The organism is Stutzerimonas stutzeri (assembly GCF_000219605.1).
Taxonomy (GTDB): domain Bacteria; phylum Pseudomonadota; class Gammaproteobacteria; order Pseudomonadales; family Pseudomonadaceae; genus Stutzerimonas; species Stutzerimonas stutzeri.
Window position 1 is genome coordinate 215,830 of the sequence record NC_015740.1, and the last position, 20,024, is coordinate 235,853.

Genomic DNA, 20,024 nt, shown 5'->3' on the forward strand with positions numbered 1-20,024 from the left:
CGACGGATGGTTGTCATACCTGGCCGTATTCCTGGCCATGACGCAGCCAACGCTCGAGCAGCGGGCTGACGTGCTGCGGCCAGCGCGTCAGCAGCTCCTGCGCGGCATCACGCACCGCTGGCAACAGCTCGGCGTCGCGCATCAAATCGGCGACCTTGAACTGCAGGAGGCCGGTCTGGCGCGTGCCCAGCATCTCGCCGGGACCGCGCAGCTCCAGGTCCTTTTCGGCGATGAGGAAGCCGTCGCAGGTCTCGCGCATGATCGCCAGTCGCTCGCGACCCAGCTGCGACAGCGGCGGATGGTACAGCAGTACGCAGTGACTTGCTGCACTGCCGCGGCCGACCCGCCCGCGCAGCTGATGCAACTGGGCCAGGCCCAGGCGCTCCGGGTTCTCGATGATCATCAGGCTGGCGTTGGGCACGTCGACCCCGACCTCGATCACCGTGGTCGCGACCAGCAGTTGTAGCTCGCCACGCTTGAACTGCTCCATCACCGCGGCCTTCTCGGCCGGCTTCATGCGGCCGTGAATCAGCCCGACGCGCAGACCCACGAGGGCAGCGGATAGATCCTCGAAGGTGGTTTCCGCGGCCTGGCAGGTGAGCTCCTCGGATTCCTCGATCAGGGTGCACACCCAGTACGCCTGGCGGCCCTCGTTGCAGGCGATGCGCACCCGCTCGATGACTTCCAGGCGCCGGCTGTCGGCGATCACCAGGGTATTCACCGGCGTACGTCCCGGCGGCAGCTCGTCGAGGATCGAGGTATCGAGGTCGGCATAGGCGCTCATCGCCAGGGTGCGAGGAATAGGCGTGGCGGTCATGATCAGCTGATGCGGGCAGAGCCGGCCGTCGATGCCCTTCTGGCGCAGGGCCAGGCGCTGCTGCACGCCGAAGCGGTGCTGCTCGTCGATGATCACCAGGGCCAGGCGCTTGAAGACCACCTCGTCCTGGAACAGCGCATGGGTGCCGACCACCATCGGGCAGCCGCCGGCGATCTGCTCCAGCGCCGCGGCGCGGGCCTTGCCCTTGAGCTTGCCGGCCAGCCAGGCGACCTCGATGCCAAGCGGTTCCAGCCACTTGCTGAAGTTGAGAAAGTGCTGCTCGGCGAGGATTTCCGTCGGCGCCATCAGCGCCACCTGATAGCCGGCTTCCAGTGCCTGCAGCGCAGCAAGGGCGGCGACCACGGTCTTGCCGGCACCGACGTCGCCCTGCACCAGGCGCAGCATGGGTTCGTCCTGGGCCAGGTCATAGGCGATCTCGGCGCCGACGCGCTGCTGCGCGCCAGTGGGGCTGAAGCCGAGGTTGGCGAGAAAGCGCTGCGGCAGCCTTTTCGCCGGCGGCAGTTGTGGTGCCTGCTGGGCGCGTACCCGCTCGCGCAGGCGCTGCAGCGACAGCTGATGGGTCAGCAGCTCTTCGAAGGCCAGGCGATGCTGGGCCCAGTGGCGGCCCTCGGCGAGCTCCTCCAGATCGGCGTCCGGTGGCGGCCGGTGCAGGTAGCGCAGGGCCTGATCCAGCGGGCCGAGCCGGTACTCGCGGGCCAGCTCCGCCGGCAGCCAGTCCGGCAAACTGTGCGGGCCGAGTCGGCTCAGCGCCTGCTCGCTGAGGTTGCGCAGGCGCTGTTGGGTCAGGCCCTCGGTGGTCGGGTAGATCGGCGTCAGGGTCTGTTCCACCGGCGCCGGCTCGCCGGTCAGCGCGCGGTACTCGGGATGGTAGATCTCCAGTCCCGAGGCCCCGGGACGGGCTTCGCCGTAGCAGCGCAGCTGGGTGCCGCGCTTCATCGCTTCTTTTTGCGCCTGACTGAAGTGATAGAAGCGCAGGCTCAGCGTGCCGCTGCCGTCCTGCAGGCGCACCAGCAGGCTGCGCCGACGGCCCATGACGATATCCGCGCCGGCGACGATGCCTTCGATCACCGCGTCCTGCCCCGGTCTCAGCGAGCCGATGGGCACCACGCGGGTGCGGTCCTGGTAGCGCAGCGGCAGGTGGAAAAGCACGTCCTGCAGGGTTTCCAGGCCGACCCTGGCCAGCTTTTCTGCCAGCGCGGCGCCGACGCCCTTGAGTGCGGTGACCGGAATGGTCGCCAGTTCGCTCATGGCCTCAGGCTTTCGCCGACGGCGGCTTGCCTACCGAACACAGGCGGATCGAGTCGGCGAGGATCTCGATGGCCTTGGGCCGCGGGAAGCTGGCACGCCAGGCGATCGCCACGGTGCGGAACGGCACCGGCGGCGTCAGCGGGCGGATCTCCAGCACGCCGGGGGAGTAGTGATGGCTCTCTACCGCCGACAACGGCAGGATCGACACACCCAGGCCCGAGGCGACCATGTGGCGGATGGTTTCCAGCGAGCTGGATTCCACCGTGGTATGGCTGGCCGCTTCGCCCTTGCGCACGGTCGGGCAGGCCTCGAGCACCTGGTCGCGGAAGCAGTGCCCCTCGCCGAGCAGCAGCAGGCTCTTGTCGTTGAGCATCTCGGCGTCGATGGTTTCCTTGGCGGTCCAGGGATGGTCGGCGGGCATCAGCACGTAGAACGGTTCGTCATACAGCGGCTTGGTCAGCACATCGGCTTCCTGGAACGGCAGCGCGATGATGATCGCGTCCAGCTCGCCGGTGCGCAGCTTGTCGCGCAGGACGTGGGTGAAGTTCTCTTCGATGTACAGCGGCATGTCCGGCGCCACGCGGTGCAGCTGCGGGATCAGGTGCGGGAACATGTAGGGGCCGACGGTGTAGATGGCACCGACCTTGAGCGGTGCGGCCAGCTGGTTCTTGCCGACCTGGGCCAGCTCGCGAATGCTCTGCGCCTGCTCCAGCACCTTCTGCGCCTGGGTGACGATGCCTTCGCCCACGGGGGTCAGGCGCACGGCGCTCTTGGTGCGTTCGAAGATCAGTACACCCAGCTCGTCCTCGAGCTTCTTCACGCCAACCGAAAGGGTCGGCTGACTGACGTGGCAGCGCTCGGCGGCACGGCCGAAGTGCTGTTCCTGGGCGAGGGTGACGATGTAGCGCAGTTCGGTCAGAGTCATAGTCAGCATCCATCAGATTGCCGGCAAGCATAGCCTTTTGCGTAGCCATTAACCAACCAGTGGCATGCGTGGAAAGCCGGTACACTCCAATGCATACGGCCCGCGTTCGGGTACCACTGAGGGAGCAGAAGATGGGCAAGCGCCTTAGCGTATTGATCGCCGGTTGCGGCGACGTGGGCAGTCGTCTGGGCCTGCAGCTCGGCCGTGACGGCTGGCGGGTGTACGGTCTGCGGCGCAACGCCGCCGAGCTGCCGGTGCCGATCCTGCCGGTCAAGGGCGACCTGACCGATCCCACCTGTCCGCGCTGCTGGCCCAACGGCGGGCTGGATTATCTGGTCTATGCCGCGTCCGCCACCGAGCATGATGAGGCCGGCTATCGCCAGGCCTATGTCGAGGGGCTGCGCAACGTGCTTCGCTGGCTGCGACAGCACGAACAGCAGCCGCGCCGTCTGCTGTTCGTTTCCAGCACCGGCGTCTATGCCCAGCGCGACGGCGAATGGATCGACGAGGATTCGCCCACCGAGCCGACCGGCTTCACCGGGCAGGTCATGCTCGAGGCCGAGCAACTGGCCCTCGGCTGCGGCCTGCCGGCCACCTGCGTGCGCATGGGCGGGCTGTACGACCCGAGTCGCCCCTGGCTGCAGAACCAGGTGCGTGCCGGCCTGCGGGTCGAGCGCGATCCGCCGCAGTACAGCAACCGCATTCACCGCGACGATGCCGCCGCGCTTCTTTCCTTCCTGCTGCAGGCGGACGCCAGCGGCACCGCGTTGCAGCCCTGCTACCTGGGGGTCGACGACGAGCCGGCGCCGCTGCACGAGGTGGTCGACTGGCTGCGCGAGCGGCTGGGTGTCACCCACTGGGCCGAGCAGAGCATGACCCGACGCGCCGGCAGCAAGCGCTGCAGCAATGCCCGCGCCCGCGCGCTGGGCTGGAAGCCGAGGTTCGCCAGTTACCGCGACGGCTATGCCTCGCTCGGGCGCAATCGGCACTAGTCAGCCGCCGTTGCGCTCGTGTTCTGGCGGTGCGGCGGGCATGCATCCCGTCGGTAAGCGGGCACTCTCGTGCGGCGCTGCTTACTAAAACCTTGACAGCACGCCGCACCGACAGAGGAGCAACAGCGAGGCAGAAGGAGAATCACCGAGACGGCGTTTCCGAAACCCGACAGGAGATTGTCCATGAGAGCCCTTCGCTGGCACGGCAAGCACGACATCCGCTGCGACAACCACGTCCCCGATCCCTCCATCGAGGACCCGCGCGACGCCATCATCAAGGTCAGTTCCTGCGCCATCTGCGGCTCCGACCTGCACCTGTACGACGGCTTCATGCCCGGCATGCAGCACGGCGACATCATGGGCCACGAGTTCATGGGCGAGGTGATGGAGGTCGGCTCGGCGAACAAGAAGCTCAAGGTCGGCGACCGCGTGGTGGTGCCCTTCACCATCGTCTGCGGCGAATGCGACCAGTGCCGGCGCGGCAATTTCTCGGTCTGCGAGCGCACCAACCGCAACAAGGACATCGCCGACAAGGTGTTCGGCCATACCACCGCCGGGCTCTATGGTTATACCCATCTCACCGGCGGCTATGCCGGCGGTCAGGCCGAGTATGTGCGCGTGCCCTACGCCGATGTCGGCCCGGTGGTGATCCCCAATGGCCTGACCGACGAGCAGGTGCTGTTTCTCGGCGACATCCTGCCCACCGGCTGGCAGGCCGCGGCGCAGTGCGATATCCAGCCCACCGACACGGTGGCGATATGGGGCGCCGGACCGGTCGGCCAGTTCGCCATCCGCAGCGCGATCATGATGGGCGCCGAGCAGGTCATCTGCATCGACAACGTGCCCGAGCGGCTGTCCATGGCCCGCGCCGGCGGCGCCATCACCATCAACTTCGACGAGGAAAGCGTGCTCGAGCGGCTCAAGGAGCTGACCCGCGGCAAGGGTCCGGAGAAGTGCATCGACTCCGTGGGCATGGAGGCGCACGCGGCGCGTTCGATCGATTCGATGTATGACCGCGCCAAGCAGGCGCTGATGCTCGAGAGCGACCGGCCGCACGTGCTGCGCGAAATGATCTACGTCTGCCGCCCGGCCGGGATCATCTCGATTCCCGGCGTCTACGGCGGGCTGATCGACAAGATCCCGTTCGGTGCCGCGATGAACAAGGGCCTGACCTTCCGCATGGGCCAGACCCACGTCAACCGCTGGACTGACGACCTGCTCAACCGCATCCAGGAGGGGCAGATCGATCCGAGCTTCGTTATCACCCACAGCGTCAGCCTCGAGCAGGGCCCGGAGATGTACAAGACCTTCCGCGACAAGCATGACGGCTGCATCAAGGTGGTCCTGAAGCCATGAACCGGTCGCCGATCCTGCAGTAGGGATCGGCCGAGCCACGATATCGAGCGAGGAGTCTTATGAGCATTCCACGTCAAGTCACCCGGCCCAACCATTCGGCGCGCTCGCTGGCGCGGGGACTGGGCTGGTTCAGCATCGGCCTGGGCGTCGTCCAGCTGGTGGCGCCGCGTCAGGTCGCGCGTTTCATCGGCATGCCCGGCAGCGATGGAGTGATCCGTGCCTGCGGTCTGCGCGAAATCGCCACCGGCGTCGGCATTCTGCTGGCGGATGATCCCAAGCCCTGGATCTACGGCCGTATCGGCGGTGACGCGCTGGACCTGGCCGGCCTCGGCTGGAGCATCGAACACGGCAACGAGCCGGCTAATGCGGCCATTGCCGCCGGGGCGGTGGCCGGCATCACCGCACTGGACCTGAGCTGCGCCAAGGGTCTGGATGCCGAACGGGTGCCAGCGGTCGAGTGGGACTACAGCGATCGCAGCGGTTTTCCCGCAGGCACGCAGCAGGCTCGCGGCTGCGTCGAGGCGGAATTCGCTGCGGCCCGCGCCGAACCCAACGGCTACTCGCCCTCGCTGCACTGACGTACTGCGCCGAGCCGGGGCGCCTGCGCTCTCGGTTCGGCGAAGTTTTTGTTAAGGTGGCCGGCCGTTCCGGTCGTCCGCCCGCTGGGCTCAGCGACGACGCTTCAGATGAGAGCCCATGTCTTCGGTCATCAACGTTGTCCTGCCCGTTTTCGCCCTGATCCTGCTCGGCTACCTGTGCCGCCGCAGTGGGCGCATGGGGCCGACCGGCGCTTCGGAACTCAACCGTTTCGTGGTCTGGCTGGGCCTGCCGGCGCTGCTGTTCAGCGTCGTCGCCACCTCCACCTGGGAGCAGCTCTGGCAACCGGGGTTCATCGCCGCCTTCGCCATCGGCTGCCTCGGCGTGTTCGCCTTCACTCTTGCGTATCGCCTGCTGCAGAAGCAGCCGCTGGTCGATGCCAGCCTGGATGCGCTGGGCGCGTCCTATGCCAATACCGGCTATGTCGGGATTCCGCTATGCATGCTGGTGCTCGGCGACGAGGCACTGCAGCCGGCGATGGTCGCTTCGATCATTGTCGTCTGCGTGCTGTTCGCCATCGCCCTGGCCTGCGTGGAGACCGGGCTGCACGCAGGCCAGGGCCTGCTGCGCACGCTGGGCAAGGTGAGCGGGGCGCTGGTGCGCAACCCCCTGGTGATCGCGCCCATGCTCGGCGCGCTATGGGCTGCCGGCGGTGTACAGCTGCCGGTGCCGCTGGCCACCCTGCTCAAGTTGTTGGGCGCAGCGGCGGCGCCCTGCGCGCTGGTCTCGCTGGGCCTGTTCCTCGCCCAGCCGCAGCCGGCCGGTCGGGTGCAGGGCGTCTGGCCGCTGGTGGGGTTGAAGCTGGTGGTACAGCCGCTGATCACCTGGTACCTGGCGTTTCAGGTGTTCGAACTACCGACCCTGTGGGCCTATTCGGCGCTGCTGCTGAGTGCGCTACCGACCGGCACCGGGCCGTACATGCTTGCCGAGTTCTATGGCCGCGAGGGCTCGCGGGTATCGCGGGTGGTGCTGTACTCGACGCTCGGCTCGCTGCTGACCCTGTCGCTGATCCTGCTGCTGTTGCCGGTCTGATCTGCGCGCTCTCTTGCCCGTGGATAAGCCTGCGGCGTTATCCACCCTACGCCTGATCTGCCGTAGGGTGGATGGCCACCCCGTGGAAAACCGCGAAGCGTTTTCCACGCACCCCTTTCCCTACGGTCAGTTCGCTGGTCGCGTCACTTCCAGCACCACGGCTGCGATGCGGTCGCATTTGACGTAGGCGCCACCGAGCAGCTCCTCGCCGAACACGTCCGGGTCCAGCTCGCGATAGGTCCAGCTGAAGGCGCCGCACTGCAGGCGTCGGCGCACCTCCGCGAGGAACGGGTCTTGGTTGTCCAGCATCGCCACGCCGGTATACAGCAGCAGCGTTCCACCCGGCGCCAGGCGCTGCAGCGCCGCATCGAGGATCGCCAGCGACAGCCCGGCGCCCAGCGGTCCACCGCCGTGGCGATAGGCGCGCTGGTCGGCGTCGATCAGATAGGGCGGGTTGGCCAGGATCAGGTCGAACTCGCCGTCCACCGCGCTCAGCAGGTCGCTGTGCAGGGCGCGCAGGTTGTCGGCACCGGCCAGCGCCGCGTTGATGTGCGTCAGGCGCAGCGCCTCTGGATTGATGTCCACCGCCAGCACCTCGGCCTGCGGCCGCGCCAGCGCCGTGAGAATCGCTCCGGCGCCGGAGCCGCAGCCGATGTCCACGGCGCGGCGGATCATCCCGGTGTGCTGGTTCAGATGGCAGCGGATGGCGTTGGCGAAACGGTAGGTATCCGGGCCGAAGAACACCGCGTCGCTGGCGGTGGTGGGAAATGCCGAGTGCAGGAACAGCTGGCCGTCGAGGCTCGACAGCCGCACCTTCGAACGCCAGCGCGAGCCGCAGGCTTCCAGGACCTGCGCCTGATCCATCAGGCTGAACAGCGGGCCCGGCAGCAGCTCGTGCTGGAAGGGCCGGCTCCAGCCGAACACCCCGTGCAGGTCGTCGGCCAGCGCATTCTCCGGCCGCTGGTTGACCCGTTCGTGGGTCAGTGGGGTGGGCGTGATGAAGTGATAGCCGCGATCGCGCAGGGCCTGGCCCAGATGCAGCAATGCGCGGTCCTGCGCAGTGTCCATGGTCATGGTGCTTTCCTTGATCGATCCTTTCAGTTGAACAGGCCGTTGAACAGCCGCGTGGCCAGCAGACCGGCGGCGCTGTGATGACGTTGCGGCGCCAGCAGCGGCAGCAGCAGGCGCATGCGGGCAGCGCGGTCGGGCAGGCGGGCGACCTGCTGTTCGAGCAGCTGCAGCTCCTCATCGAAATCGTTGCCACTGACGTGTTCGGCGGGTTGCGGCATGGCCGGCGCCGAGGCGGTGCGGCGCCCGTTGAATAGCGCCTGGCGCTGCAGCAACGCACCGCGCGGGCTGCGCTTGCCATCGGCCTGCCAGTCGTCGGCGATCCAGTCATGGATCATTTGCTGTTCGTAGGCGCTGAATACTCCGAACATGGGCGCCTGTTCGCCGACGATGAGCTGCCAGAAACGACTTTCCTGCGGGTCGTGGCCGCGCTTGATCCAGCCGCGCTTGTCCAGCACCGCGAGGAACTGCTCGACGTCGTCACCGAGCCACTGGTTGACCGTGCGGCCTTCGAAGCGGCAGTAGTCGGAATGGACGAACTGGCCGACCGCGGCCTTCTTCTCGAAGATGCGCTGCACCTCGCGGCCGAGGTCGAAGTTGCCGATCACCGAGACGGTGCTGGCGCCCAGGTCGTTGAGGCGATAGCCATCGCGCACGCGGCGATAGAACTCGGCGCTATCGCCCACCTGCGGCCAGGCATCCAGCAGACCTTGCACGGCTTTCTTCGCGTGGCCGTTGTCGGCGTTGTCGACGGTGACGTGCAGGGTGAAGTAGTAGGGGTCGACGCCCAGTTCGGTCAGCTCATAGGAGGTGATCAGCAGGTGCAGTGGCAGCTGCTCGTAACCGAGATTGAAGCCGATGATTTCCGGCAGGAACTGCTCGGCGTGCTCGGCCAGCGCCAGCTGGATGGCACCCTGGACGAAGTGTTCGTCGTCCAGCTCCTGCCAGTCGTCGCAACCCTGACTCGCCAGCAGCTTGCGGTAGAGCACCACGTGGTTCTTCTCCGGCAGCCCGTCGCCGAGCTCCTCCAGGTAGGTCTGGATCAGCGCGGTGAAACGCGCATCGTCCCACCGCTGCAACAGGCCGTAGAGCCAGGCACCGTCCACCAGCTTGGTCGGCGCCACGCCACGCAGAAAGTGCAGCGCATGGGCCTTGCTCGGGAAATAGCGGCGCGGCCCGCCGGCCCGGCGCTGTTCCAGGTAGGCCTGGTACTGATGGCCGACCGCCTCGGTACGCTGCAGCACCCAGGCGTCCAGATCGGCGGGGTCCGCCGGCAGGTCGCAGGGCAGGGCAGCGGCCGCTTCGAGCTGCGTGCGCAGGTAATCGGCGGCGTTCTCCCGCGCGTGCTCGTCGACCTCGCGGACGAGGGCGAAATACAGCGCCCGTGACGGCTGATCCGGCTCCGGGGTGATGGCAGGGGTGATCGGCAGGCTGCGGGAAGTCAGTTGCATGATTCTGTTCTATGGCAGTTCCAGTTGAGTTTTGGCTGCCCCGCCACTGGATTAGTTCAGCTGCGCCGCCGAGCGGCCATTGGTCCAGAAATGGCCTCACGGCCCTGCACCTTCTGCCGGTCCCGCCATCCTAAGAACCATGGCGCTCCGGATCGGCCGGGGTGCGGCGACGAACGAGGAACTGCTGATGAGCCAGAGCGAACCGGGCCGCGAGAGCATCGAGTCCATCGATCAGAGCGGCGATGCCCACGAACAGAATCCAGAAACCACCACTACTCATGGCGATGTCGCCGGCGGCAGCGAAAGCGACGTGCCGGGCGGCGCCTACAACGTGCCGCCGGGTATGGCCGAGGAGGTGAGCGACGAAGAGGCAGTGCCCGATGGCAAGCAGCCGGAGCGCTGAACGCGCGCGGGGTGATCGACGTCACGCTCGACGCATTTGCCGGGCGTTGATGCCGCCATCGGCTTAATTCAGGACGCGATCGGGTCGCCTGCTGGCTGTCCTGAAACGTCGCGGATCAGTTCGGCGTGAGCAGCTTGATATCCGACGGCCGCCCGACCGCCAGGGTCTGCAACGTCTCGCCGAGCTTCCCGCTCTCCGGGTCGCGGCGGATCACCACCAGCGCATCGCTAAGCTGATTGGCGATCAGCATGAAGCGACCATCCGGCGTGATGGCGAACTCCCGCGGTTCGCGGCCTTCGCTCGGGCGGCGCTGGATTTCGCGCAGTGTGCCGTCGGCCTCGATGGCGAAGACGATGATGTGGTTGTAGTCGCCGCGGTCGCTGACATAGAGAAAGCGGCCATCGGCCGAGGTGTGGATCGCGCCGGGTGAATGACGCACTTCACTATCGGACTCTTTGAGGTCCAGCAGTTGCCGGCGGGTCAAGGTGCCATTGGTGTAATCGAAGCCAGCCACCTGGGCGCTCAGTTCGAGGGCGAGGTAGGCGTGTTTGCCATTGGGATGGAACACCAGATGGCGCGGGCCGCTGCCCGCGGGCAGCTCGATGCTGGCCGGCTCATCCGGCCGCAGCGGGCGCTCGGCATGGCTCGGGTCGTAGCGGTAGACGAACACCCGGTCGGCGCCCAGGTCGCTGACCAGAAGGCGCGTGCCGTCCGGGCTGGGCACCGCCGAATGCACGTGAGGCGATGCCTGGCGTTCGGGGTGCACGCCGCTGGCCTGATGCGCAGCGATCTGCGTGACCGGCAAGGGGCGGCCATCCTCGTCCAGCGGCAGCACCGCCAGGCTGCCGCCGGGGTTGGGTCGCGAGCCATAGTTGCTGACGAACAGGTAGCGGCCATCGGCGCTCAGGCTGGCGTGGGTGGGCTCATCGCCGAGGCTGATGGCCTGGCCGATGGGTTGGTAGTCGCCCTTGGCGTCGCGCTGCCAGGCGCCGACGCGACCGACCGGATCGGCATGGGCCGGGCCGTTCTCATGGGTGGCATAGAGCCGCCCGCGTCGCTCGTCCAGCACCAGCCAGGAGGGGTTGTGGCTCGTCAGCGCCTGCAGCGGCTCCGGCTCGAGCCGTCCCTGCGAGGGGTCGAAGCGCAGGCGCAGCACGCCGGGGCTGTCGCTGTCATGCGTGTAGCTGCCGATCAGGATATGCATGTCGTTGCTCTCGGCCTGGGCGCCATTGGCCAGCAATGCCCCGGTCAGCAGAGCCAGTGCGAGTCGAAGGCGCATGGGCCGCTTGCCCTTTGTCGAAGAAGTCATGCCACTATGACCGCCAATCTCACGTGGCGCTCCCCACATGGAGCCGCCGCGTTCGAACAAGATCCGACCAAAACGGTCAGATATTCGGCTGGGTGGATGCCGGCCTCCCCAAGATTCCAGGAAGACTCATGGACCATTTGCTCCCCGTTCAGCTGGTCGAATTGCAGAGCATCGCCACCGATCTGGCAGAAAATGTCATCGCGCCCCTGGCCGCCGAGGTCGACGCCGAGTGTCGCTGGCCGGCCCATTCCATGCGCGCGCTCGCCGAGGCCGGCCTGCTCGGCCTGCAGGTTCCGGTGGATCAGGGCGGGCTGGGTCAGGGACTGCTAGGCCTGTGCGTGCTCACCGAAGCCATTGCCCGTGCCTGTCCGTCCTCTGCCTTGTGCTATGGCATGCATTGCGTGGCCACTGCGGTGATCGCCGCCAAGGCCACCGACCATCAGCGCGAGCACTACCTGAAAGAAATTGCCGCGGGCCGGCATGTCACCACTCTGGCGCTGTCCGAGCAGGGCACCGGTGCGCATTTCTATCTGCCGGAGACCCGCCTGGATGCCGATGGCGAGGATTTCATCGTCGAGGGCACCAAGCAGTTCGTCACCAATGGCGGGCATGCCGATTCCTACGTGGTATCCACCGTGGCGGCCGGCGCCGAAGCCGGGGATTTCAGCTGCCTGATCGTCGACAAGGGCGGGGAGGGCATGCACTGGCTGGATGCCTGGGCCGGTTTCGGCATGCGCGGCAACTCGTCGCGACCGCTGCAGCTCGATCGGGTACGGGTGCCGGCGCGCAACCTGCTGGGCGAGCCTGGCGACCAGGTCTGGTATGTCTTCGAGGTGGTGGCACCGTTCTTTCTCATGGCCATGGCCGGCACCTACCTGGGTATCGCCCAGGCGGCGCTGGACGAGGCGAGTGTGCATCTGCGTTCGCGCCGCTACAGCCATTCCGGCGAGGCCCTGCGCGACGTGGAAAGCCTGCAGGTGCGTTACGGCGAACTCTGGACCGCCCTGGTCAAGAGCCGCGCGCTGGTGCGCGAAGCGGCACGGCGCGGCGATGGCGCGCATCCCGAGGCGCTGTCGTTCATCCTGGCGTGCAAGGCGGACGCGGCGGAAACCGCAGTGCAGCTGGCCAACGAGGCGATGACGCTGTGCGGTGGGGCGGCCTATCGGGAAAACAGCCGTGCTGCCCGGCTGCTGCGGGATGCCCGCGCCGGCCACGTGATGACGCCCACCACCGGGCTGCTCAAACTCTGGACAGGCCGCAGTCTGCTGGGGGTGCCGCTGCTATGAGCGACCTGCTGCTCGATCGGGTCGCGCTGCTGGAGGCCGATGACAGCGGCCTGCATGAGCAGGTCGCCCGGTGGGCGGCGGCGCACGGCCTGCAGCTGAGCCGCCTGGATGCCGGTGCATTGCCGCCGGACGACGAACAGCCGGCGCTGGTGCTGTTGGCGGCCGCTCTGCCGCGCCCGGTGACCCTGGCGCGACAGCTGCGCAACCACTGGAAAACGGCGCAGATCCTCTTTCTCAGCGAGGATGGCGAAGCCGACGCGCTGCACCGCGCGCTGGGCCCGGCGCCCCTGCTCGGGCCCCACTGGTCCATCGTCAACCTGGGTGCCAATCCACAACAGCAGCTCGATCAGGCGCTGGCCAGCGTGCGGCGACGGGCGCGTCTGCGGACCACGCTGGACCGGGCCAATGCCACGGTGCATGGCAGTCAGTCAAGCAGGCGGCCGCTGCCAACGGCGGAGCTCTATCTGCATCACTTCATCGATGCCGCGCGCGATGCGATCGTCGGCCTCGACCGGGCCGGCGCGGTGCTCTACTGGAGTGCCGGCGCGGCCGAGCTGTTCGGTCTCGCGCGCGCCGAGGTGCTGGGTCGTACCGCGAGTGGTCTGCCGTTCTGGAGCCCGGAGCTGGGCCAGGCGCTGGCACGAGCGCTGGACTGCGACACGACGCAGACGCTGCAGCACGAGGACGCCGTCAGCGGCCGCGCCCTGGAGATCGTCGTGGCCGCGGTCTGTGCGGCGGATGGTGCCGTGGTGGGCGCGGCCCTGACCCTGCGCGATGTGTCGGCACTGGTGGCCGAGCGCCGCGCCAGCGAGCTGCACGGGCGCCGACTCGACGAGGAGCGCGCGCATCTGCAGCGGCTGTTCGACCAGGCACCGGGCTTCATCGCCATCACCGAAGGGCCGCGCCACGAACTGAAGATCGCCAACCGCGCCTTCCATCAGCTGGTCGGTGCCCGCGAACTGCTCGGCCGCCCGGCATTCAAGGCCTTTCCGCAGCTGGAGAGCCGTGCGCTGTCCGAGCTGCTGCAGCAGGTCTACGTTACCGGGCGGCCCTATCTCGGCCGTGACCTCGCCGTGCGCGTGCGCCCGCAGACCGGTGGCAAGGCCGAGCGACGCTACCTCAACTTCGTTTTCCAGCCGGTATTCAGCGAGGACGAGCGGGTCAGCGGTATTTTCTGCCAGGGTCATGACGTCACCGCCCAGGTGCTGGCGCAGCAGGCCTTGCAGCGCTCCAGCGAGCGGCTGCAGGAACTGGTCGAGGAACGCACTCGCGAGCTGGAGCTGAGCCGGCAGGCGCTGTACCAGTCGCAGAAGCTCGAGGCCATCGGCAAGCTCACGGGCGGCGTGGCCCATGATTTCAACAACGTGCTGCAGGTGATCGCCGGCAATCTGCAGTTGCTGCAGCCGCTGGTGGAGGAGCACCGCAGCGCGGCCAAGCGCGTCGATGCTGCCAGCTCGGCAGTCGAACGCGGTGCCAAGCTGGCGCGCCAGCTGCTGGCCTTTGCCCGCCGCCAGCCGCTGCGGCCGCAACCGACCAACCTTGGCCGGCTGTTGCGCGATCTCGACGAGCTGCTGCGCCAGGCCATCGGCGAGCACATCGAGATCGAAACCGTGGTCGCCGGCGGCCTGTGGACCACCATGGTCGATCCGCACCAGCTCGAGCAGGTGGTGCTCAACCTGGCGATCAATGCCCGCGATGCCATGCCCGAGGGCGGCAAGCTGACCCTGGAATTGGGCAACGCCATGCTCGACGAACTCTATGCGGGCACCCAGGCCGATGTGACGCCCGGTCAGTACGTGTTGCTGGCGGTGTCCGACACGGGCATCGGCATGCCTGCCGAAATCATCGAGCAGGCCTTCGAACCCTTTTTCACCACCAAGCCGGAAGGCCACGGTACCGGCCTGGGCCTGAGCATGGCTTACGGTTTCGCCAAGCAGAGTGGCGGGCATATCCGCCTCTACAGCGAGCCGGGCTCGGGTACCACGGTCAAGCTCTACCTGCCGCGTACCGAGCAGCCCGAAGTACAGGCGCTGCCAGCCACCGTCGGCCCGGTGGTGGGCGGCAGCGAAACCATTCTGGTGGTGGAGGATGACCTGCCCGTACAGGCCACGGTGATCGAACTGCTCACCGGTCTCGGCTATTCGGTGTTGCGTGCCAACGATGCGCAGAGCGCCCTGAGCATCCTGCAGAGCGGCATCGGTATCGACCTGCTGTTCACCGATGTGGTCATGCCCGGGCCGCTGAGCAGCACCGAACTGGCGCGCCAGGCACGGCTGCTGCAGCCGGACGTCGCGGTGCTGTTCACGTCCGGCTACACGCGCAATGCGGTGGTTCATGGCGGGCGCCTGGACCCGGGCGTGGAGCTGCTGAGCAAGCCCTACCGGCAGGAAGACCTGGCGCGCAAGGTGCGTCAGCTGCTGGGTGCCCAGCATGGGGACGACAAGACCGCGCCGCGGCAGTGGGTGATGGTCGTGGAGGACCAGCCGCAGCTGCTGACGCTGACCTGTGAGATGGTCGAGGAGCTGGGTTACGGCGTGCGCGGCTATCCGGACGCGGAAACGGCGGCAAAGGCGCTGCACGAGCAGCGTTTCGACCAGCTGCTGCTGGACGTCAACCTGCCCGGTCGCTCGGGCCCGGAATTCGCTGCCGAGGCGCTGAAGACCCAGCCGTGGCTGCGACTGGTCTTCGTCTCCGGCGAGGGCCGTATCGACAGCCGCCTGCCGGCGCGTTCGTTGCCCAAGCCGTTCAGCTTCGATCAGCTCGCCGAGGTGCTGCGCCCCTGAAATCGTCGCTGCGCGCCTGAGCCCGGGCGCCGCAGCGGGTCAGGCCATGCACGCCGACGGCGACCGGTGCTGCCAGGGCCAGCCAGCTCAGCCAGTCGCCGGCGCCTTCGGAAACCAGGCCGGCGATCAGTCCGGCGGCGGACAACACGGCGATCACCACCGGCCACAACCAGATGCGCATCATGTGCGCACCTCGGTCGCGCCGCGCTTGAGCCAGAGGTACAGGCCGCTGCCGAGCACGACGATGGTGAGAATATCCAGCAGCGCCCAGAGCACCTTCAGCGGCAGGCCGCCGTAGTCGCCGAAGTGCAGCGGCTCGGACAGCTGCAGCGCGGTGACGTACCAGGGCCGCGCGCTGGCCTCCAGCACCTCGCCGTTGGCGGGGTCGACCAGCAGCGCCTGGCTCAGGCGCGAGGTCAGCGGTGTGTCGCCATGCAGCATCACTGCGACATGCTCCGGCGTGGCGCGCAGGGTACCGGGGTAGGCGATCATTGCCACCGCCATGCCCGGCGCGGCGGCCAGTACACGGTCGACGGCAGTCTGCAGCGAGCCGTCCGCGGCCGGTGCATCACTGGCGTCCTTCGGCAGCAACACGCGGGTCTTGCCGGCCTGCAGGGCGGCGACCTGTTCGGCCTGCCAGGCCTGGAAGATCAGGTCCGCCCAGGTGTTGATCACCCCGGTGAAGCCCACCGCCAGCGCCCAGACCAGGGTGACGATGCCGAGCAGGTTGTGCAGGTCCAGCCAGCGGGTGCGGGCAGTGCGTTCCTGACGCACTTCGCCGAAGCGCAGCTTGCGCATGAAGGGCGCGTAGAGCACCACGCCGGAGATGATCGCCACCATCAGCAGCAGGCCCATGAAGCCGAGGAACAGCTTGCCCGCCAGCCCCGCGTAGAGGTCGACGTGCAGGCGGTACATGACGCTCATGAACCCCTCGTCGAAGTTCGGCGCGCCCAGTACCTCGGCCGTGCGGGCGTCGGAGAGGATCAGCGTCGACCCGCTTTCATCGGTATCGACGCGGGTATCGAGTTTGACGTACCAGACATCCGGATCGTCTTCTTCGGCGAAGAAATACAGCGGGACCAGCCCCGGATAGGCCTCGACCGCCTTGGCAGCCACCTGATCGACCGGAGCGCGCGGCGTGCCTTCTGGCATCGCCGGCGCCTCGATCCCGTTGCCGGTCAGGTGATCGATCTCATGCGAGAAGATCAACGGCAGGCCGGTCAGGCACAGCATCAGGATAAACAGCGTGCAGACCAGGCTGGACCACTTGTGGACCCAGCCCCAGCGACGAAGCGTGGCTGCCTGCATCAGAAGTCGACCGTGGCGCTGACCGACAGCGTGCGCGGGGCGCCGAGGACGAGGTAGTTGGCGTTCGGATAGCCGCCCACCGAGGCCCAGTAGTCGCGTCCGGTCACGTTGTCCAGGCGGGCACGCAGGGTCACGTCACGCTCGTCGATCACCATACGGTAGCGGGCGCCAAGGTCCAGGCGGGTCCAGGAAGGGATTTCGAGATCATTTGCCGTATCGGCATACTGGCTGCTGGTGTAGACGACACGGCTGGTCAGGGTCAGGCCATTGCTGCCGGGTACGTCCCACTCACCGCCGATATTGGCCTGGGTGCGTGGCACGCCGATGGCGCGGTTGCCTTCGTTGACGCCGTCCTGGGTGCTGGTCAGCTCTGCATCGAGCAATGTCAGGCCGCCCAGCAGGCGCACGCCGTAGGTCGGTTCACCGAACACCGACAGCTCGATACCGCGGTTGCGCTGCTCGCCGCCGTCGGTATAGACGCCCCTCGTGACGCCGCCAATGGTTTCGATACCTTCAACGGTGCTGAATGGCCGGTCAGTGGTGAACACGGCCAGGCTGCCGCCGAGGTTACCGCCGTCATACTTGATACCGACTTCGGTCTGCTTCGAAACGTAAGGCTCCAAGGCGTCGCCAGCATTGTTGATCGTGACGCCTCCGCTGGTAACCGGTGCGATATCACCTTTGACCAAGCCTTCGATGTAGTTGGCATAGACCGAAAGCTCGTCGGTCAGCTGATACACCACGCCGGCGACCGGGCTGTTCTTGTAGCGGTTGTAGGAAGACAAACGGTCACCGCTGTTGTAGTCGTAGCTCTTGGCTTCGATGCCCTGGCGGCGGGCACCAAGGGTGACCAACAGACGGTCATCCATGAAGCCCAGGGTATCGGCGATGGCCAGACTCTGGGTGTGGGTTCGCTCTGTGACGTTGGGGTTGGACATCGAGCCGCCCAGCCAGACAGCATCCGGCATCGCGGCGGCGAACGGCCGGTAGATATCTGCTGCATAGTTGCCCGACATGGCGTAGGCGTTGCGGGCTTCCAGATCGAACATGGCTGCCGACATCACCCATTCGTGGGACACGTCGCCAGTTCTGCCGCGGGCGCGCAGGCCCACTTCGCTGGTGAATACCTCCTCCTCACGTACGTTGTCGAAGCGGTAGAAGGTGCCGGCGCCCGAACTGCCTGCAGTCATGCTTGCCAAACGATTCTTTTCCTCGCCCTCACGCACGCCGGCTGCGAGCCAGCCGGTTACGGCATCGGAGAAGTCATATTCGGCGCGGAAGGTGCCGAAAGTCTGCTTTTCCTTCGAATAGGTCCAAGGCTGGGCAAAGTTGTCGTCAGCATCCGGCGCGCTGGGAATGCCACCGCTCGGCGTGACGCTCGGTCGTGGCTGGTCGATAAAGTGGTACTGGTGACCGATGTCCCCGGACAGGCGGAAGTTGTCGCCCTGGTAATCGAGGCCAAGGGCGAACATGTCGAGGGTGCGATCCTCGTCTTCGACCGTGGTCTCGCCGGCACGCTTGGCCGCGTTCAGGCGCACACCGAAGCGCTCCTCTTCGCCGAAGCGGCGGGCGATATCGGCGTGGGTCATGGCCTGGCCACCGTTTTCGGCACCGACGGTCAGTCGCGTCAGCGGCTCGTTCGGCGCGCGCTTGGGCAGGATGTTGATCGCGCCGCCAATGCCGCTGCCACCTGGGGCTGCGCCGTTGAGGAAGGTGTTGGCGCCGCGGAACACTTCCACCCGCTCGATGAATTCGGCGGCTACATACTGGCGCGGCAGCAGGCCATAAAGGCCGTTGTAGGAAATGTCATCGGAGTACACCGGGAAACCGCGCACCACGTACAGCTCCTGGAAGTTGCCGAAGCCGCGGGCAACGCGCACCGAGGGGTCGTTCTGCAGCACGTCCGACACGCTGCGAGCCTGCTGATCCTGGATCAGCTGCGAGGTATAGGACGTCGAGGTGAACGGCGTTTCCATGTAATCGCGGTTGCCGAGAATACCCACGCGCCCACCGCGGGCGACCTGTTCGCCGGCGTAGGGTTGGGTCAGCCCGTCTGCAGAGGCGTCCGCGCTGGCGGTGATTTCCACCGATTGCAGCTCGACCGGCTCGGCCGCACTGCTCTGTGCTCCCTCTTCGAGTTGTTCCTGGGCCATGAGCGGCGAGCCAGCGAAGCTGGCGGCAAGGCAAACGGGCAGCAGTGCGGTTTTACGCGAGAAGCGAAGAGTGGGCATGACGGACCTGACCGGGCATTGGACTTTAGGTGGCGGAGGATGGCTCGGCTGGCGATGCGAGCCTGTGCCATCTGAGAGCCACTATCGTATATAAAGGATAACAATTCGCAACTGTATTCCGCCTGGCGGTGCCGTGTCATGGCGGCGCGCTAGGCATGCCAAGGCGTCTGGCCCGCGGCCCGTCGCCTGTCGGTCTTCTGAAAAAAAGATTCGCCCGGCCTGTCGATCCATGGGCGCGCCGAACGACTACTGGCTGAACCCACCCGTTCAACCCGATCACAGGAGACGGCCATGAGCACCGAAACCCGCCAGGATGAAACCGCCATTCGCCAGCTGCACGAAGACTTCGAGCAGGCCATTGGCGCCAAGGATCTCGACCGGATCATGGCGCAGTACGCGCCGGAGGTGGTCGCCTTCGATGCCGTGGGCGCGTTGCAGTTCAAGGGCGTGCCCGAGTACCGCGCGCACTGGCAGCGCTGCTTCGAGTTCTGCCAGGGCGAAGGCTTCTTCGAGACCCACGAGCTGCACGTGGACGTCGGCGGCGAGCTGGCCTGCAGCCGCATGCTCAGCCACTGCGGTGGCCCCAACGCCGAAGGCGAGATGCAGAGCGCGTGGATGCGCGGCACCCGTGTCTGGGCGCGGCGCGGCGGCGACTGGAAGGTCATCCATGAGCACTTCTCGATGCCCTTCGACATGGAGACCGGCCAGGTATGCATGTCGTCGACACCTTCGGCGGTGCAGCAGGCCGGTTGAGCGCTGCGGAGCTTCGTCGTTCGATCGGGCAGGCTTTGCTCCCGGCTGCTAGCTTTTCTGCGTCCCCAGCAGCCGGAGCCTCGCCATGAAATACCTGTGTCTGATCTATTACGACGAGCAGCGCGTGGATGCGCTGACCGATGAACAGTGGCAAGCGCTGGTTGCGCGCTGCCTGAGCTGTGGCGAGGAGCTGCGTGCCAGCGGGCATATGCTCGCCGGGGAACCGCTGCAGTCGGTGCGCACGGCTCGCACGGTGCGCGTGCGCGATGGCATCACCTCGGTGGTCGATGGTCCTTTTGCCGAAACCCGCGAGCAGCTGGCCGGCTTCTACCTGATCGAGGCGGCTGACCAGCGGGAAGCAGAGGCCATCGCGGCGAAGATTCCGCCAGCCAGCCTCGGTTGTGTCGAGGTCCGGCCTTTGCGCCAGCTGCCGCAGCGCTGAGC

At 67.0% G+C, this 20,024-nt stretch carries 17 protein-coding genes; 9 read left to right on the forward strand and 8 right to left on the reverse strand.

Annotation, left to right across the window (positions count from 1 at the left end; genetic code table 11):
* Positions 1-13: 13 nt before the first annotated feature.
* Positions 14-2,086, reverse strand: coding sequence for an ATP-dependent DNA helicase RecG (gene recG, locus PSTAB_RS00970; protein ID WP_013981334.1), 2,073 nt, complete (start codon positions 2,084-2,086; stop codon positions 14-16).
* A 4-nt stretch (positions 2,087-2,090) separates the two neighbouring features.
* Positions 2,091-3,011 carry a hydrogen peroxide-inducible genes activator gene (locus PSTAB_RS00975; protein ID WP_013981335.1) on the reverse strand — a complete coding sequence of 307 codons (921 nt, stop codon included), beginning with the start codon at positions 3,009-3,011 and terminating at the stop codon, positions 2,091-2,093.
* A 131-nt stretch (positions 3,012-3,142) separates the two neighbouring features.
* Between PSTAB_RS00975 and PSTAB_RS00980 the strand changes: the two genes are divergently transcribed.
* The 4 genes from PSTAB_RS00980 (at position 3,143) to PSTAB_RS00995 (ending at position 6,988) form a co-directional block, all read left to right on the forward strand.
* Positions 3,143-4,003, forward strand: a complete 861-nt coding sequence (locus PSTAB_RS00980) for an NAD-dependent epimerase/dehydratase family protein (protein WP_013981336.1) — start codon at positions 3,143-3,145, stop codon at positions 4,001-4,003.
* 183 nt (positions 4,004-4,186) lie between these two features.
* The gene (locus tag PSTAB_RS00985; RefSeq protein WP_011911384.1) at positions 4,187-5,359 is read left to right on the forward strand and encodes a zinc-dependent alcohol dehydrogenase; all 1,173 of its coding nucleotides are present in this window, start codon (positions 4,187-4,189) and stop codon (positions 5,357-5,359) included.
* Positions 5,360-5,418: 59 nt separating this feature from the next.
* Complete coding sequence (locus PSTAB_RS00990) at positions 5,419-5,937, forward strand: hypothetical protein (RefSeq protein WP_013981338.1); 519 nt, start codon at positions 5,419-5,421, stop codon at positions 5,935-5,937.
* Positions 5,938-6,055: 118 nt separating this feature from the next.
* A complete protein-coding gene (locus tag PSTAB_RS00995; RefSeq protein ID WP_011911386.1) occupies positions 6,056-6,988 on the forward strand; it encodes an AEC family transporter in 933 nt (310 codons plus the stop codon).
* Between the two features lie 126 nt (positions 6,989-7,114).
* On the opposite strand, the gene PSTAB_RS01000 is transcribed toward PSTAB_RS00995, so the two are convergent.
* Positions 7,115-8,062 (reverse strand): methyltransferase, encoded by a 948-nt coding sequence (locus PSTAB_RS01000; protein WP_013981339.1) that lies wholly within the window; start codon positions 8,060-8,062, stop codon positions 7,115-7,117.
* Positions 8,063-8,085: 23 nt separating this feature from the next.
* Positions 8,086-9,507 (reverse strand): iron-containing redox enzyme family protein, encoded by a 1,422-nt coding sequence (locus PSTAB_RS01005; protein WP_013981340.1) that lies wholly within the window; start codon positions 9,505-9,507, stop codon positions 8,086-8,088.
* Positions 9,508-9,694: 187 nt separating this feature from the next.
* Here PSTAB_RS01005 and PSTAB_RS01010 point away from each other — a divergent pair, with 187 nt between their 5' ends.
* Positions 9,695-9,910 carry a hypothetical protein gene (locus PSTAB_RS01010; protein ID WP_013981341.1) on the forward strand — a complete coding sequence of 72 codons (216 nt, stop codon included), beginning with the start codon at positions 9,695-9,697 and terminating at the stop codon, positions 9,908-9,910.
* Positions 9,911-10,025: 115 nt separating this feature from the next.
* On the opposite strand, the gene PSTAB_RS01015 is transcribed toward PSTAB_RS01010, so the two are convergent.
* Positions 10,026-11,189, reverse strand: a complete 1,164-nt coding sequence (locus tag PSTAB_RS01015; protein WP_013981342.1) for a lactonase family protein — start codon at positions 11,187-11,189, stop codon at positions 10,026-10,028.
* Positions 11,190-11,347: 158 nt separating this feature from the next.
* Here PSTAB_RS01015 and PSTAB_RS01020 point away from each other — a divergent pair, with 158 nt between their 5' ends.
* Both PSTAB_RS01020 and PSTAB_RS01025 read left to right on the forward strand, forming a co-directional pair.
* Positions 11,348-12,505 carry an acyl-CoA dehydrogenase family protein gene (locus PSTAB_RS01020; protein WP_013981343.1) on the forward strand — a complete coding sequence of 386 codons (1,158 nt, stop codon included), beginning with the start codon at positions 11,348-11,350 and terminating at the stop codon, positions 12,503-12,505.
* Positions 12,502-15,288, forward strand: a complete 2,787-nt coding sequence (locus PSTAB_RS01025; RefSeq protein ID WP_013981344.1) for a response regulator — start codon at positions 12,502-12,504, stop codon at positions 15,286-15,288. The genes PSTAB_RS01020 and PSTAB_RS01025 overlap by 4 nt, the downstream gene beginning before the upstream one ends.
* Here the strand turns inward: PSTAB_RS01025 and PSTAB_RS01030 are convergent.
* From PSTAB_RS01030 to PSTAB_RS01040, 3 genes are read right to left on the reverse strand one after another with little or no spacing between them, the layout of a single operon-like run.
* Complete coding sequence (locus PSTAB_RS01030) at positions 15,251-15,472, reverse strand: hypothetical protein (protein WP_013981345.1); 222 nt, start codon at positions 15,470-15,472, stop codon at positions 15,251-15,253. The genes PSTAB_RS01025 and PSTAB_RS01030 overlap by 38 nt on opposite strands.
* Positions 15,469-16,596: a PepSY-associated TM helix domain-containing protein gene (locus tag PSTAB_RS01035; RefSeq protein WP_013981346.1), complete on the reverse strand. Its 1,128-nt coding sequence runs from the start codon at positions 16,594-16,596 to the stop codon at positions 15,469-15,471. Before PSTAB_RS01035 ends, PSTAB_RS01030 begins: the two co-directional genes overlap by 4 nt.
* Positions 16,596-18,827, reverse strand: coding sequence for a TonB-dependent receptor (locus PSTAB_RS01040; protein WP_013981347.1), 2,232 nt, complete (start codon positions 18,825-18,827; stop codon positions 16,596-16,598). Before PSTAB_RS01040 ends, PSTAB_RS01035 begins: the two co-directional genes overlap by 1 nt.
* Before the next feature lie 291 nt (positions 18,828-19,118).
* On the opposite strand from PSTAB_RS01040, the gene PSTAB_RS01045 reads away from it, so the two are divergent.
* Together PSTAB_RS01045 and PSTAB_RS01050 are read left to right on the forward strand one after the other, a co-directional pair.
* Complete coding sequence (locus PSTAB_RS01045) at positions 19,119-19,580, forward strand: YybH family protein (protein WP_013981348.1); 462 nt, start codon at positions 19,119-19,121, stop codon at positions 19,578-19,580.
* 85 nt (positions 19,581-19,665) lie between these two features.
* A complete protein-coding gene (locus PSTAB_RS01050) occupies positions 19,666-20,022 on the forward strand; it encodes a YciI family protein (RefSeq protein ID WP_011911395.1) in 357 nt (118 codons plus the stop codon).
* Positions 20,023-20,024: the final 2 nt, after the last annotated feature.

Coding starts and splice junctions, on each gene's coding strand:
- PSTAB_RS01010 (WP_013981341.1), top strand. CDS start 9,695: ATGAGCCAGAGCGAACCGGGCCGCGAGAGCATCGAGTCCATCGATCAG.
- PSTAB_RS01025 (WP_013981344.1), top strand. CDS start 12,502: ATGAGCGACCTGCTGCTCGATCGGGTCGCGCTGCTGGAGGCCGATGAC.
- PSTAB_RS01045 (WP_013981348.1), top strand. CDS start 19,119: ATGAGCACCGAAACCCGCCAGGATGAAACCGCCATTCGCCAGCTGCAC.
- PSTAB_RS00975 (WP_013981335.1), bottom strand. CDS start 3,011: ATGACTCTGACCGAACTGCGCTACATCGTCACCCTCGCCCAGGAACAG.
- PSTAB_RS00985 (WP_011911384.1), top strand. CDS start 4,187: ATGAGAGCCCTTCGCTGGCACGGCAAGCACGACATCCGCTGCGACAAC.
- PSTAB_RS01000 (WP_013981339.1), bottom strand. CDS start 8,062: ATGACCATGGACACTGCGCAGGACCGCGCATTGCTGCATCTGGGCCAG.
- PSTAB_RS01030 (WP_013981345.1), bottom strand. CDS start 15,472: ATGATGCGCATCTGGTTGTGGCCGGTGGTGATCGCCGTGTTGTCCGCC.
- PSTAB_RS01005 (WP_013981340.1), bottom strand. CDS start 9,507: ATGCAACTGACTTCCCGCAGCCTGCCGATCACCCCTGCCATCACCCCG.
- PSTAB_RS00990 (WP_013981338.1), top strand. CDS start 5,419: ATGAGCATTCCACGTCAAGTCACCCGGCCCAACCATTCGGCGCGCTCG.
- PSTAB_RS01035 (WP_013981346.1), bottom strand. CDS start 16,596: ATGCAGGCAGCCACGCTTCGTCGCTGGGGCTGGGTCCACAAGTGGTCC.
- PSTAB_RS01020 (WP_013981343.1), top strand. CDS start 11,348: ATGGACCATTTGCTCCCCGTTCAGCTGGTCGAATTGCAGAGCATCGCC.
- PSTAB_RS01040 (WP_013981347.1), bottom strand. CDS start 18,827: ATGCCCACTCTTCGCTTCTCGCGTAAAACCGCACTGCTGCCCGTTTGC.
- recG (WP_013981334.1), bottom strand. CDS start 2,086: ATGAGCGAACTGGCGACCATTCCGGTCACCGCACTCAAGGGCGTCGGC.
- PSTAB_RS00980 (WP_013981336.1), top strand. CDS start 3,143: ATGGGCAAGCGCCTTAGCGTATTGATCGCCGGTTGCGGCGACGTGGGC.
- PSTAB_RS00995 (WP_011911386.1), top strand. CDS start 6,056: ATGTCTTCGGTCATCAACGTTGTCCTGCCCGTTTTCGCCCTGATCCTG.
- PSTAB_RS01050 (WP_011911395.1), top strand. CDS start 19,666: ATGAAATACCTGTGTCTGATCTATTACGACGAGCAGCGCGTGGATGCG.
- PSTAB_RS01015 (WP_013981342.1), bottom strand. CDS start 11,189: ATGCGCCTTCGACTCGCACTGGCTCTGCTGACCGGGGCATTGCTGGCC.